This window comes from Pseudomonas sp. SST3 (assembly GCF_003325755.1).
The window spans coordinates 166512-179245 of record NZ_QORI02000007.1; the positions used below are offsets into that span (position 1 = coordinate 166512).

The 12734-nt window shown below is 59.3% G+C and carries 14 protein-coding genes; 7 read left to right on the forward strand and 7 right to left on the reverse strand.

Going from position 1 to position 12734, the window contains the following annotated elements; translation table 11 throughout:
- Nucleotides 1–33: 33 nt before the first annotated feature.
- The 3 genes from DQ405_RS09430 to aroC form a co-directional block, all read right to left on the reverse strand.
- The gene (locus DQ405_RS09430) at nucleotides 34–654 is read right to left on the reverse strand and encodes a methylthioribulose 1-phosphate dehydratase (RefSeq protein WP_168423970.1); all 621 of its coding nucleotides are present in this window, start codon (nucleotides 652–654) and stop codon (nucleotides 34–36) included.
- A complete protein-coding gene (locus tag DQ405_RS09435) occupies nucleotides 651–1802 on the reverse strand; it encodes an MFS transporter (protein WP_168423971.1) in 1152 nt (383 codons plus the stop codon). Before DQ405_RS09435 ends, DQ405_RS09430 begins: the two co-directional genes overlap by 4 nt.
- A gap of 75 nt (nucleotides 1803–1877) precedes the next feature.
- On the reverse strand, nucleotides 1878–2969 hold the full coding sequence (gene aroC, locus DQ405_RS09440; RefSeq protein WP_168423972.1) for a chorismate synthase: 1092 nt from the start codon (nucleotides 2967–2969) through the stop codon (nucleotides 1878–1880).
- A 151-nt stretch (nucleotides 2970–3120) separates the two neighbouring features.
- Here aroC and DQ405_RS09445 point away from each other — a divergent pair, with 151 nt between their 5' ends.
- Nucleotides 3121–4086 (forward strand): alpha/beta hydrolase family protein, encoded by a 966-nt coding sequence (locus DQ405_RS09445; protein WP_168423973.1) that lies wholly within the window; start codon nucleotides 3121–3123, stop codon nucleotides 4084–4086.
- A gap of 68 nt (nucleotides 4087–4154) precedes the next feature.
- The gene (locus tag DQ405_RS09450) at nucleotides 4155–4940 is read left to right on the forward strand and encodes a hypothetical protein (protein WP_168423974.1); all 786 of its coding nucleotides are present in this window, start codon (nucleotides 4155–4157) and stop codon (nucleotides 4938–4940) included.
- Between the two features lie 15 nt (nucleotides 4941–4955).
- Here DQ405_RS09450 and prmB read toward each other — a convergent pair whose 3' ends face one another.
- Entirely contained in the window at nucleotides 4956–5876 is a 921-nt protein-coding gene (gene prmB, locus DQ405_RS09455; RefSeq protein WP_168423975.1) for a 50S ribosomal protein L3 N(5)-glutamine methyltransferase, read from the reverse strand.
- Nucleotides 5877–6065: 189 nt separating this feature from the next.
- Between prmB and DQ405_RS09460 the strand changes: the two genes are divergently transcribed.
- From DQ405_RS09460 to folE, 4 genes are all read left to right on the forward strand, one after another.
- A complete protein-coding gene (locus DQ405_RS09460) occupies nucleotides 6066–6659 on the forward strand; it encodes a cysteine hydrolase family protein (RefSeq protein ID WP_168423976.1) in 594 nt (197 codons plus the stop codon).
- A gap of 87 nt (nucleotides 6660–6746) precedes the next feature.
- Complete coding sequence (locus DQ405_RS09465; protein ID WP_168423977.1) at nucleotides 6747–7064, forward strand: hypothetical protein; 318 nt, start codon at nucleotides 6747–6749, stop codon at nucleotides 7062–7064.
- An 82-nt stretch (nucleotides 7065–7146) separates the two neighbouring features.
- A complete protein-coding gene (locus DQ405_RS09470; RefSeq protein WP_168423978.1) occupies nucleotides 7147–7704 on the forward strand; it encodes a Smr/MutS family protein in 558 nt (185 codons plus the stop codon).
- Between the two features lie 117 nt (nucleotides 7705–7821).
- Nucleotides 7822–8367 (forward strand): GTP cyclohydrolase I FolE, encoded by a 546-nt coding sequence (gene folE, locus DQ405_RS09475; protein ID WP_168423979.1) that lies wholly within the window; start codon nucleotides 7822–7824, stop codon nucleotides 8365–8367.
- A 74-nt stretch (nucleotides 8368–8441) separates the two neighbouring features.
- On the opposite strand, the gene DQ405_RS09480 is transcribed toward folE, so the two are convergent.
- Complete coding sequence (locus tag DQ405_RS09480) at nucleotides 8442–9047, reverse strand: glutathione S-transferase family protein (protein WP_168423980.1); 606 nt, start codon at nucleotides 9045–9047, stop codon at nucleotides 8442–8444.
- 37 nt (nucleotides 9048–9084) lie between these two features.
- Nucleotides 9085–10251 (reverse strand): aminotransferase-like domain-containing protein, encoded by a 1167-nt coding sequence (locus tag DQ405_RS09485; protein ID WP_168423981.1) that lies wholly within the window; start codon nucleotides 10249–10251, stop codon nucleotides 9085–9087.
- Between the two features lie 79 nt (nucleotides 10252–10330).
- On the opposite strand from DQ405_RS09485, the gene DQ405_RS09490 reads away from it, so the two are divergent.
- Entirely contained in the window at nucleotides 10331–10774 is a 444-nt protein-coding gene (locus DQ405_RS09490; RefSeq protein ID WP_168423982.1) for a MarR family winged helix-turn-helix transcriptional regulator, read from the forward strand.
- A gap of 264 nt (nucleotides 10775–11038) precedes the next feature.
- On the opposite strand, the gene rpsA is transcribed toward DQ405_RS09490, so the two are convergent.
- On the reverse strand, nucleotides 11039–12724 hold the full coding sequence (gene rpsA / locus DQ405_RS09495; protein WP_019339331.1) for a 30S ribosomal protein S1: 1686 nt from the start codon (nucleotides 12722–12724) through the stop codon (nucleotides 11039–11041).
- Nucleotides 12725–12734 lie beyond the last annotated feature (10 nt).

Here is a 12734-nt window from a genome sequence, read left to right on the forward strand (position 1 = left end):
TTTGGGCACGCAGAACGTGCGTTAAAAAACTGGCTACACCTGCTGCAGCATGCGCATCTTCAGCTCGCATTCGAACAGGAACTCGAACGCCTCGATCTGGCGTAGCGCATCACTCATCTGGGCGCCCCAGGTATAGAGGCCATGCCCGCGGATGAGATAGCCGATGCAATCGGGATGTGCATCCAGCCAGGGTTGGACGTTTGAGGCGAGCCGCTCGATATCCTGATCATTGTCGAAAATCGGCACCAGCACCTGCGATTCATGTGTCGCTATCCCACCGAACGCCTTTTGTAGCTCGTAGTCAGCGAACACCAGCGAATCGCTGAGACAGGCACGTGAAAGCACGGTGGCATTTACGGAATGGGTATGCAACACGGCGCCAATCTCGGGCTGCCAGCGATAAAGCTGGGTGTGCAGCAGGGTTTCGGCGGACGGCTTCTTGCCTTCTTCCAGGCTGCGTCCCTCCATGTCGACTGCCAACAAATCATTCATTGTCAGCTGCCCCTTGTGCTTACCCGACACGGTCAGCAGCGCCTCGGAACTGGTCAGGCGCGCCGAGTAGTTGCTACTGGTGGCTGGCGACCAACCGCGGCCGTAGAGAAAACGACCCGCATCGATAATGGCCTGGGACAAGTGTTGGCGAGTAGCGGTCATGCCCGGTTCTCCTGCTTGGGGATGGCAATGATAACGGCTGCGGCCAACGCTGCCAGACTGGCAATGGCGAAGGTCCATAGCGGACCAAGGCTGGCCCAGCTGTAGCCGGAGTAGAGCGCACCTAGCGCCCCGCCAACACCCGCGAGGGTCGCGTACAGAGCCTGCCCCTGCCCCTGCTGCCGATGGCCGAAGCTGCGCTGGACGAAATGGATCGCCGCCGCATGAAAACTGCCGAACGTGGCCGCATGCATCAACTGCGCAATCAGTAGCACACCCAGATGATTGGCCAGCGTGCCCAGCAACAGCCAGCGTATCGCCGCAAGCACGAAACTCGCCACCAGGACCTGGCGTAACGAAAAGCGCGCCATCAGCGCAGCCATCACCAGAAAAAGCAGGATCTCGGCGACCACGCCCAGCGCCCAAAGCAAGCCGATGATGCCGCGACCATAGCCAAGCGCTTCGAGATGAATCGTGAAGAAGGTATAGTAAGGACCGTGGCTGACTTGCATCAGACCGACGCAGACGAAGAATGCCAGCACGCCGGGGCGGCACAACTGGCGGAGAAAGCCACCCTGCCCATCCAGCTCCGGCCTCTGCTCCGGCGCCGCATTGGGTACCCATGCGCTGCTGATGACGATACCGGCCATGACCACCATCATTGCCACGGGATAGATATCCAGACTCAAACGTTCGAACAGGGTACCAAGCCCCACCACCGCAACGATGAAGCCAATGCTGCCCCACAGGCGGATCTGACTGTAGCGTGAAGCCTGCTCGCGCAAATGCGCCAGGGTGATCACCTCGAACTGCGGCAGCACCGCGTGCCAAAAAAACGCATGCAATGCCATCACTAGCGCCAGCCAGGCGTAGCTTTTGCTGTAAAAGATCAGGCTAAACGAAAGCAGCGTACAAAGCGCACCAAGCCGCACGATCACCAGGCGCTGGCCGGTAGCATCCCCGAGCCAGCCCCATAGGTTCGGAGCCAGGCAGCGCATCAGCATCGGAATGGCGACCAGTTCGCCAATGCGTTCGGCGGAAAAACCGAGGTGATCGAAGTACAGACCAAGAAACGGCGCGGCAGAACCGAGCAGCGCAAAATAAAAGAAATAGAAGCCGGACAGGCGCCAGTAGGGAAGAGAAGCAGTCATAAGCTGAAAGCCAGAAGCTGGAAGCGAAGCCGCCGCATAAAGTGAAACTCCGGCTTCAGGCTTCCAGCTTCACGCTCATCGTTGCCCTAGCACCGGGGTGCGCACCAACACATCGGCATTCTGCCCCCGATGACGCAGCAGATGGTCCAGAAGCACGATGGCCATCATCGCTTCGGCAATCGGCGTGGCACGGATGCCGACGCAGGGGTCGTGCCGGCCCTTGGTAACGACATCCACCGAATTACCGTCGACATCGATCGAGCGGCCCGGCGTAGTGATGCTGGACGTCGGTTTGAGCGCCAGGTGCGCGATGATCGGCTGGCCGGAGGAAATGCCGCCGAGCACACCACCGGCATTGTTCGACAGGAAGCCGTCTGGGGCCATCTCGTCACGATGCTCGGTGCCGCGCTGAGCGACACTGGCGAAACCGGCGCCGATCTCCACGCCCTTGACCGCATTGATACTCATCAGGGCGTGAGCCAGGTCTGCATCCAGGCGATCGAAAATCGGCTCACCAAGACCGGGTGGCACGCCTTCGGCGACCACCGAAATCTTGGCGCCGACTGAGTTCTGATCACGGCGTAACTGGTCCATGTAGGCTTCCAGTTCCGGCACCTTGTCTGGGTCAGGACTGAAGAAGGCGTTCTGCTCGACGCTGTCCCAGGTTTTGAACGGAATTTCGATCGGTCCCAGCTGGCTCATGTAGCCACGCACTTGAATCCCCAGCGACGCCAGGTACTTCTTGGCGATGGCACCGGCGGCGACTCGCATGGCAGTTTCGCGTGCAGAGCTGCGGCCGCCGCCTCGGTAGTCACGCAGACCGTACTTGTGGTGATAGGTGTAGTCGGCGTGGGCAGGACGAAACTGGTCCTTGATCGCCGAGTAGTCCTTGGACTTCTGGTCAGTGTTGCGAATCAACAAACCAATCGGGCAGCCGGTGGTGCGCCCCTCGAACACGCCGGAAAGAATCTCGACCTCGTCCGCTTCCTGACGCTGGGTGGTGTGCCGGCTTGTACCGGGCTTGCGCCGATCGAGGTCTCGCTGCAGGTCTGCAACGGTCAGCTCCAGCCCCGGCGGGCAACCATCAACGATGGCGACCAGCGCTGGACCATGGCTTTCACCAGCGGTGGTGACGGTGAACAGCTTGCCGTATGTGTTGCCGGACATGCAGGGCGCTCCGCGATCGACCTAAACAGGGGCCGGAAGTATACCCGAGCCGCTGCAGGTTTCACCGTCTCTGGTGGCGACGCGCACTGCTTCGGCGAACCAAGCGGTTCGCCTCGCGTCCAACCCGATCACTGATGATTGAATTCAGCTCATGCGTTTCTTCTTACTGCTTGCCCTCCTCGCCATGCTCGTCCCGCACGCACAGTCACGAACGCTGCTCAACCAGACCATGGCCGTGCAGGTGCCGGATGGCACTTTGCATGGCAGCCTACTACTACCGAAGACCGGCGAGCCCGTTCCGGTTGCGCTGCTGATCGCGGGATCGGGCCCCACCGACCGGGACGGCAACAACCCGATGGGCCGCAACGATAGCCTCAAGCGACTGGCGCAAGCGCTTGCCAAGCACGGCATAGCCAGTCTGCGCTATGACAAACGCGGCGTTGGCCAGAGCCGCGCTGCAGCGCCCGATGAAAGCCAATTGAGCGTGGATAGCTACGTCACTGACGCAGTGGCCTGGGCACGGCTGTTGAACTCGGATTCACGCTTCTCCAATGTGGTGCTGATCGGCCACAGCGAAGGCGCATTATTTGCCAGCCTGGCTGCGGCGGCTGTCGATCCCGCCGCATTGATCAGCATTGCAGGCAGCGGTCGGCCCATCGACCTGGTGCTGCGTGAGCAGCTCCAGGGCCGACTGCCGCCGCCACTGCTGGCGACCGCGCATTACCTGATCGATGAACTCAAGGCGGAGCGCATCCACGAGCAGGTGCCGGATGCACTACAGGTGCTGTTTCGCCCCAGCGTGCAGCCCTATCTGATCTCACTGTTTCGCCAGGATCCGGCGAGAGCCTTTGGCAACACGACCGCGCCTGCGCTGATCATTCAGGGCACGCACGACATTCAGGTCGGACGCGAGGATGCCGAAGCGCTGCAGCGAGCCCGAAAAGACGCCGAGTTGACGCTCATAAAAGGGATGAATCACGTGCTGCGCATCGTCCCGATGGATCCTGCAGGGCAAACCGCGTCCTACGATCGGCCCGAGCTGCCTATCGCTCACGCACTGACGGAACGGATTAGTCAATTCCTGCACAAACACCGCATATCGCCAGCCTCCAGTTAGCCGCTCGTCGGCCGATACGCTTCTTGCCTGCCGCAACGACTCGACCGGAGCAGGCCCAGGACGCCGACATGACTGACAACTCACCATTACCCAACAGCGAGGCCCCCGCGCCTGACACACCGCCGCCGCATCCCTGGGCAGCGCTAACCCCGGATCGGTTTCGGTTGCTGCGCCTGGCGCCATTGCCGACCGACCGAGATACCGGTCCACGGCCGCTTAGGTTCGTTGAGCTGGCTCAAGTCGAACGGCATACGCCACAGCAGAGCCTGTTGAAGCTGTTCGTGCGGCTACCGGGTCAGGTCTTGTCGAAGAAGCACAATGTACTGGAAGTCTGGGCGGATCATCGCGCTAAAGAGCTGCGCTTCGGCCCCGATAGCGGTCTACATATAGCGCCGGTCAACCGTGGACTCGGGCGTTTTCTGCTGGCGCAGGGGGCGCTCTGGGCGCAGAAGCGTTGGGCGCACTATCTGGTTGAGGGGGGAGCGCTCCCGGCTAAGGATATAACTGGCGAAGAAATGCGCATCCGACGCGATCATTGCCTGCTGAGCCAAGGCTTCGATGTGCTCTATCCCGAGCCTCAGCAGCTCAAGGCAACGTACGGCGCGCCTCGTGTCAGCTCGCTGCGACCCGACTGGAATACCGAGAAAGTGCAGATCATCGACCTTCAAAATGCCGCGGCGATGCTTGAACAGGCCGATCGCAACCTCTTGGAACTGGAAACCAAGAACAGCGATATCCAGGAGCGTCTGAGCCGGTTTCGCCGCGAAGACGGCACGCTCAGGTTCACTATCGCCTGCCTCATTGCATTCGCGCTATTTCAAGCGGGGCTGTTGATGTGGATCGCGATGCGCTGATGCCGGCGCATTTCCCTACCGCGCGATTCGCTCACGAAACAACGCCTGATGCTCACGGCATTGGCTTGCAGAGAGCAGAAACACCCCATGCCCCCCGTCTGAGAACTCCAACCAGGTAAAGTCCACTTCGGGGTACAGCGCCTCGACATGCACCTGGCTGTTACCGACTTCGATGATCAGCGTGCCGGTTTCGGTCAGGTGATCTGCCGCTTCGGCCAGCAGGCGCCGTACGAGATCCAGGCCATCATCGCCGCAGGCCAGCCCCAAGGCTGGCTCATGGTGGTATTCGTCTGGCATGTCAGCGAAGTCTTCTGCGTCCACGTACGGCGGATTGGATACGATCAGGTCAAAACGTTGCTTGGGTAACCCATCGAACCCATCGCTCTGCACGGTATAGATACGATCTTCCAGGCCGTGCAGCTCGATATTTCGGTTGGCCACTTCAAGTGCCTCGAAAGACAGATCAGCCAGCACCACCTCGGCCTCGAGGAACTCGTAGGCGCAGGCAATACCGATGCAACCTGAGCCCGTACACAGATCGAGAATCCGCGCGGGATTGCCCGCCAGCCATGGCTCGAAACGGCGGTCGATCAATTGTCCGATTGGCGAACGCGGGATCAGTACCCGTTCGTCGACGATAAACGGAAGCCCGCAGAACCAGGACTGCCCGAGCAGATAAGCGGTGGGCACGCGCTCCTCGATTCTTCGGCGCAGCAGGCCCTGGAGATGATCTCGCTCATCATCTTCCAGACGGCAATCGAGATAGCTGTCGGCCATTTCCCATGGCAAATGCAGAGCGCCAAGCACCAGTTGGCGCGCCTCGTCCCAGGCATTATCCGTACCATGACCGAAGAACAATTGCTCGGCTTGGAAGCGACTGACGGCCCAGCGAATGTGATCGCGCAAGGTACGCAAGCGGGAAGGCGAAGCAGTCACGGCGGCATCTCCTGTCAAAAGCGCGAAAGTTTAGCCGATGCCCGCTCGACTTTCTCAGCGCATATCACCCGATATGGTGGCGTATTGCCTAATACCCACAATTCAAATGGCGAATTCATTACCTTGGGCAGTTCACATATTGGTCATCTGGCGCCACAATCATGCCCCTCTCAAAACAAGGAGTCAGTCATGTCCAAGCCACAGACCATGCTACAGCTCAGTGGCCGCAGCTATGCACCGGCGACTCTGGCTAACGCGACCCTTGTGGTCATAGACGCTCAGGAAGAATACCGGACGGGGACCCTTGCACTGCCGAACCTGAACTCGGCGCTCGCAGAAATCGGCGGCGTGCTCGCCGCCGCTCGCGCAGCTGGCGCGCCCGTCGTGCACGTTCATCACCTTGGAATCCCGGGCGGGCTGTTCGATCCACAGGGCCTACGCGGGCAGATCATGCCGGAGGCGGCGCCGCTTCCTGGCGAAACCGTGATTGGCAAAACGCTACCCAACGCGTTCGCCGGCACCAAGCTGCACGAGTTGCTGCAGCAGCACGGCCGTCTTGATCTGATCGTTTGTGGATTCATGACTCACTCCAGTGTGAGCACCACGGTGCGCGCTGCGAAAGACTACGGATACCGCTGTACGCTGGTGGACAAGGCCTGCGCCACCCGTGATCTACCGATGGGAGACGGTGCAATTGACGCCGCACAGGTGCATCGGATGGAGATGACCATTCTTGCAGACAATTTCGCCGTTTGCGTGAGCGACGCAGCAGCCCTGGCGTAAGCCACCGAGCGGTAAAGCGTTACCTGATACTGAATGAACCTGACCGGGCAGGTCCCGGTCTCCGCCTGTTCTGACGAGGTAACTGCAATGAAACGAACCGATGGATTCGATGCACGCCGCCTTCGCCCTCGCCAACAGCGAAGCTGGGGGGCGCGACTCGCTGCAGCGCTCGGCCTGCTGCTGATTATCGTCGGTGTACTTCTGGCCGGCTCTGGCGCAGCATCGCTGTTCAGCAATCACGAAGCCGTTGTCAGCATGGCCCTCGATCGCGAGGCTGCGGTGACGCTGCTGATAACGGGCCTGATCCTGCTGCTGTTCGGCATGTTCATCAGGCGTCGCGTACGCCGCCGCTTGCGTGAACCCAGCGGCTTGAGCATGTCCCCCGGCCTGAAAAAGAAGCGCTGATCAAGCAGCAACGACTGCCCTACACCGTACAGGCAAGCGGCAAAAGCTTTGGGGTAAAATCGCCGGCAAACGCGGAGGCCCCATGCAAGAAGACGATTTTTCCCTGTTCAAATCGGCGGTTCGCGGCGTCAAGCCGATCGAACATGATCGCGCCGACACAGGCAAACCACGCAGCAACAAAGCGCAGATAGCGACGCGGCGAGCCAATGCCGTTATCAGTGACGGCGAAACCCGCATCGATGGGCTATCCGACCAATTCGTCATCGATGTCGCGGCAGAAGATGAATTGAATTGGGTACGAGACGGCGTTCAGGACAGCCAGATGCGCAAGCTAAAAGCCGGCCAGATCCCATTCGAGGGTAGTTTGGACCTGCATGGACTGAGCGTCGAGAAGGCCCGCGAGTTGCTCTGGGACTTTCTCGCCGAAGCATGCAAATTCGAGATTCGCTGCGTACGGGTCACGCACGGCAAGGCCGCACGAATCGATGGCAAGCGTCCGCTGATCAAGAGTCATGTCAACACCTGGCTCCGCCAGCATCCGCAGGTTCTCGGTTTCACTTCCTGCCTGCCGAGACATGGCGGCACCGGTGCGGTCTATGTGATCCTCAAGCGCACCATGCTCGAAGGCCGCGACGAGTGATCGTCGCCTCAGGCGCCTCGATCTGCTCATTATTCATGATGCGTGACGCTTGCAGCCCAGCGGCCGACCCCCTAACCTTCGCATTCGCGCTTTTTCGCAAGCCTGACAGGTAGTCACATGTCCCTGGAAACACACTACACCGCGATCCTTGGCCAACTGGGCGAGGACGTCAACCGCGAGGGCCTACTCGATACGCCCAAGCGCGCCGCCAAAGCCATGCAGTACCTGTGCAAGGGCTACCAGCAGACACTGGAAGAAGTCACCAACGGAGCGTTGTTCAGCTCTGACAACAGCGAAATGGTGCTGGTGAAGAACATTGAGCTGTACTCTCTGTGCGAGCATCACATGCTGCCGTTCATCGGCAAGGCTCACGTCGCCTACCTGCCCAACGGCAAGGTACTCGGGCTTTCGAAAGTCGCACGGATCGTCGAGATGTATGCCCGTCGCCTGCAGATTCAGGAGAACCTCACGCGAGAAATCGCCGAGGCGATTCAGACGGTTACTGGCGCCTGGGGCGTGGCGGTTGTCATCGAGGCGCAGCACATGTGCATGATGATGCGCGGCGTCGAGAAGCAGAACTCGTCGATGGTCACTTCGGTCATGCTTGGACAGTTCCGCGAAAACGCCGCGACCCGCAGCGAGTTTCTCGGCCTGGTCAGGTAGCCGGGCAGGCTGGGAGGACGGCACGGTCCTCTCAGCCCATTCCCACAGCTTATCGCTGCGTTACGCCTTCCCGCCTAATCGAACATACCCGCATGCCGCGGATGACTGGCAACGCGCTGTAGCCACCCACAAATTGCCGGGTAGCTGTCCAGCCGGAAACCGCCCTCCTCGGCCACATGCGTATAGGCATACAACGCGACATCCGCAATCGAGTAATGGTCACCCACTAGATACGGCGTGCGCACCAGCTGCTGCTCCATGACGTCCAGTGCGTGGTAGCCGTCCAGCTGTTTGGCCGCATAGTCATCAAGACGATCGTCTGGCAGCCCTAGATAAACCTTGATGAACCTCGCCACTGCGATAAACGGCTCGTGGCTGTACTGCTCGAAGAACTGCCATTGCAGAACCTGAGTGCGCAGACGCGGATCCGAAGGGAGAAATTCCGACCCCTCCGCAAGGAAATTGAGGATCGCATTCGACTCCCACAGGCAGACGCCGTCCTCAAGTTCGAGCACAGGAATCTTGCCATTGGGGTTCTTTTTCAGAAAGGACTCTTCACGGCTTTCACCGCGGAGGATATCCACCGGAACCCATTCATAATCCCTACCGAGCAAATGCAGCATCAGCTTCACCTTGTAGCAATTGCCGGACCGATGATCGCCATAAACCCTGTACGCCATTTCTTCCCCCTGGGGCAACGCAGCGTCCTGATATTGGTTAAGCCGCCTCGATCACATCGGCCTCGCGCACCACGCCGGCTAGCCGCCGTATGCCTTCTCCCAGGCGTTCTGGCGCAACATGGCTGAAGTTAAGCCGTAAATATCCAGGATTACGCTCGGGATCGATGAAAAACGGTTCGCCAGGCATGAACACCACGTCCTGTGCCAGTGCCGGCTTCAATAAGGTGCGCGTATCCACCGGCCGCTTCACCTGCAACCAGAAGAACAGCCCACCCTGAGGAAGCTGCCAATCGGCAAGGTCGCTAAAATGCTCCTCCAGCGCCGCCTGCATCGCATCGCGGCGCAGGCGATAGAAGCGGCGCAGCTCGTTCAGGTGCGAAAGGTACTGCTCACTTCCCAGCCATTGCAGCGCCTGCCACTGGCCAATGCGGTTGGTATGCAGGTCGGCCGATTGCTTCAGCCGCAGCAGATACGGAAACAGATCCGGAGTCGCGATCAAATAGCCGACCCGTAGGCCCGGCAGCAGCGTCTTGGAGATCGTACCGGTGTATATCCAACTTGCCTTACGCATTCGACTGACGATGGGCCGGGCGCTGCCGTCGTCGAAAACCAGCTCGCGATAGGGCTCATCTTCGATCAGAGTCACATTGAACTCATCGAGGAGCGCCGCTACCGCGTCACGTTTTTCTTCGCTATAGCGAACCGCTGAAGGGTTCTGGAACGTCGGGATCAGGTAGGCAAAGGCAGGCTTGTGCTGTTCCAGCCGTTGACGCAGCGCGACCAGCGACGGCCCATCGGCTTCCTGCGGTACCGCCAGACAATCGGCACCGAACAACTGAAATGCCTGTAGCGCGGCCAGATAAGTCGGCGCCTCAAGTAACACCTCGGTGCCGCGATCAATGAACAGCTTCGACGCCAGATCCAGGGTTTGCTGGGAGCCGCTGACAATCAGCACCTGGCTGGCCGAACAGGCGACGCCGAGCGCACGCGCTTCAGCGGCGATGGCTTCGCGCAATGCAGGCTCCCCTTCGCTCATACCGTACTGACCCATGCTCGCCGGCATCTGTGCCCACTCGACCCTTGGCAACATCGATTCGGCGGGAAGGCCTCCGGCAAACGACATCACCTCGGGGCGCTGCGCAGCGGCAAGAATTTCACGGATCAGCGAGCTTTTCAGGCGGTCGACGCGTTCGGAGAAGGCCATGGGGCACCAGATGCAGAGTGGAATAAAATGAGTCAAACTACTTGACTTAAATTACGCCTACGACCGCGAATACGTCAATATGACTGACCTAAAAAAAAGCACAATTCAGCGCCAGATCATGGAGAGCTTCTTCCTTGGGTATCAGGCTTTCACAGCCAAGCCGGACGAGATGCTTGCCCGCCGCGGACTGTCTCGAGTTCATCATCGCATTCTGTTCTTTATCGCCAGCTATCCTGACCTCAGCGTGAAAGAGTTGCTCGGCTATCTCGGTGTAAGCAAGCAGGCACTGAACATACCGCTGCGGCAGCTCATCGAGATGCATCTGGTAGAAAGCCGAACGGCGGAAGACGACAAGCGCAAGCGCATGCTGCGTTTCACGCCTGAAGGCGCCAAGCTGGAGCAGGCACTTAGACGGGAGCAGGTACGCCTACTCGAACGGGTATTCAAGCAAATAGGAGACGAGGCAGTAGCCGGCTGGCTAGAGGTGAACCAAGCGCTAGCGGGCGGTGCGACACAAGATTAACCACGCTCGGCGCATATCAAGCGAAGCCTGCATAGATACGAGCCAGCGGAATCGCACTTCCAGGCGAGACGCCATCTTTTGATACAAAACGGTTGCCTGCTCAGGACCTGACAGGCAGCTACGGCCCGCTGACTGCGCCGCGCACCTTCTGCCATGAGCGTTCTATCGATGGATAAGACGAAAGTGTAAAACCTTATTCAGGACCGGGACACGGGCACAAAAAAGGGCGACCGAAGTCGCCCTTTTTCAACTGGATTACAGAACTTAGTTCTGGTTTTCCATTTGCGCGCGGATCAGATCACCAATGGTGGTCGGACCGGCAGCTGGTTCTACGTCCTGCTTGGTACGCAGTTCCTTCATCGCGTCCTTCTCGTCCTCAACGTCTTTCGACTTGATGGAGAGGCTGATAACGCGGCTCTTGCGGTCGATGCTAATGATCTTGGCTTCGACTTCTTCGCCTTCTTTCAGGACGTTACGCGCATCTTCAACGCGATCACGGCTGATTTCAGAGGCTTTCAGTGTGGCTTCGATATCGTTACCCAGATCGATGATGGCGCCTTTGGCGTCAACTTCTTTCACGGTACCGCGAACGATGCTGCCCTTGTCATTGACGGCCGCGTAGTTGGAGAACGGATCGTCTTCCAGCTGCTTGATGCCCAGGGAGATGCGCTCACGCTCCGGATCAACCGACAGAATGACGGTGTCCAGCTCGTCGCCCTTCTTGAAGCGACGCACAGCTTCTTCGCCGGCTTCGTTCCAGGAGATGTCGGACAGGTGAACCAGACCGTCGATGCCGCCGTCCAGACCAATGAAGATACCGAAATCGGTGATCGACTTGATGGTGCCGGAGATGCGGTCGCCCTTGTTGAACTGGCCGGAGAAGTCTTCCCATGGGTTGGACTTGCACTGCTTGATGCCCAAGGAGATACGACGACGCTCTTCGTCGATGTCCAGAACCATGACTTCCACTTCGTCGCCGACCTGTACGACCTTCGACGGGTGGATGTTCTTGTTGGTCCAGTCCATTTCGGAAACGTGCACCAGGCCTTCGACACCCTCTTCCAGCTCGGCGAAGCAGCCGTAGTCGGTGAGGTTGGTAACACGCGCCATTACGCGAGTGTTCTCCGGGTAACGGGCCTTGATGGCAACCCATGGGTCTTCGCCCAGCTGCTTCAGACCCAGGGAGACGCGGTTGCGCTCGCGGTCGAACTTCAGCACCTTGACGTCGATCTCGTCGCCAACATTAACGATCTCGGAAGGATGCTTGATGCGCTTCCAGGCCATGTCGGTGATGTGCAGCAGGCCGTCCACGCCACCCAGGTCGACGAATGCGCCGTAGTCGGTGAGGTTCTTGACGATACCCTTGACCTGCTGGCCTTCCTGCAGCGATTCCAGCAGCGCTTCGCGCTCGGCGCTGTTCTCGGCTTCCAGGACGCTACGACGGGAAACGACAACGTTGTTGCGCTTCTGGTCCAGCTTGATGACCTTGAACTCGAGTTCCTTGCCTTCCAGGTGAGTGGTATCACGCACTGGACGGACATCAACCAGGGAACCTGGCAGGAACGCACGGATGCCGTTAACGTCGACCGTGAAGCCGCCCTTAACCTTACCGTTGATAACGCCCTTGACCACTTCCTCAGCTGCGAAAGCCGCTTCCAGAACAATCCAGCACTCGGCACGCTTGGCTTTTTCGCGGGACAGCTTGGTTTCACCGAAGCCATCTTCAACCGCGTCCAGCGCAACGTGAACTTCGTCACCCACGCTGATGGTCAGCTCGCCCTGCTCGTTGTAGAACTGCTCGACCGGGATGACGCCCTCGGACTTCAGACCGGCATGGACGGTGACCCAGTCACCATCGATGTCGACCACGATGCCGGTGATGATCGCACCCGGCTGCATGTCGAGGGTTTTTAGGCTTTCTTCAAAAAGTTCTGCAAAGCTTTCGCTCATGTGTATTCCT

What these genes read in the sequence shown, in the direction of transcription:
- DQ405_RS09430 (WP_168423970.1), bottom strand. Translation starts at nt 654, where the DNA reads ATGACCGCTACTCGCCAACACTTGTCCCAGGCCATTATCGATGCGGGT.
- DQ405_RS09435 (WP_168423971.1), bottom strand. Translation starts at nt 1,802, where the DNA reads ATGACTGCTTCTCTTCCCTACTGGCGCCTGTCCGGCTTCTATTTCTTT.
- aroC (WP_168423972.1), bottom strand. Translation starts at nt 2,969, where the DNA reads ATGTCCGGCAACACATACGGCAAGCTGTTCACCGTCACCACCGCTGGT.
- DQ405_RS09445 (WP_168423973.1), top strand. Translation starts at nt 3,121, where the DNA reads ATGCGTTTCTTCTTACTGCTTGCCCTCCTCGCCATGCTCGTCCCGCAC.
- DQ405_RS09450 (WP_168423974.1), top strand. Translation starts at nt 4,155, where the DNA reads ATGACTGACAACTCACCATTACCCAACAGCGAGGCCCCCGCGCCTGAC.
- DQ405_RS09460 (WP_168423976.1), top strand. Translation starts at nt 6,066, where the DNA reads ATGTCCAAGCCACAGACCATGCTACAGCTCAGTGGCCGCAGCTATGCA.
- DQ405_RS09465 (WP_168423977.1), top strand. Translation starts at nt 6,747, where the DNA reads ATGAAACGAACCGATGGATTCGATGCACGCCGCCTTCGCCCTCGCCAA.
- DQ405_RS09470 (WP_168423978.1), top strand. Translation starts at nt 7,147, where the DNA reads ATGCAAGAAGACGATTTTTCCCTGTTCAAATCGGCGGTTCGCGGCGTC.
- folE (WP_168423979.1), top strand. Translation starts at nt 7,822, where the DNA reads ATGTCCCTGGAAACACACTACACCGCGATCCTTGGCCAACTGGGCGAG.
- DQ405_RS09480 (WP_168423980.1), bottom strand. Translation starts at nt 9,047, where the DNA reads ATGGCGTACAGGGTTTATGGCGATCATCGGTCCGGCAATTGCTACAAG.
- DQ405_RS09485 (WP_168423981.1), bottom strand. Translation starts at nt 10,251, where the DNA reads ATGGCCTTCTCCGAACGCGTCGACCGCCTGAAAAGCTCGCTGATCCGT.
- DQ405_RS09490 (WP_168423982.1), top strand. Translation starts at nt 10,331, where the DNA reads ATGACTGACCTAAAAAAAAGCACAATTCAGCGCCAGATCATGGAGAGC.
- rpsA (WP_019339331.1), bottom strand. Translation starts at nt 12,724, where the DNA reads ATGAGCGAAAGCTTTGCAGAACTTTTTGAAGAAAGCCTAAAAACCCTC.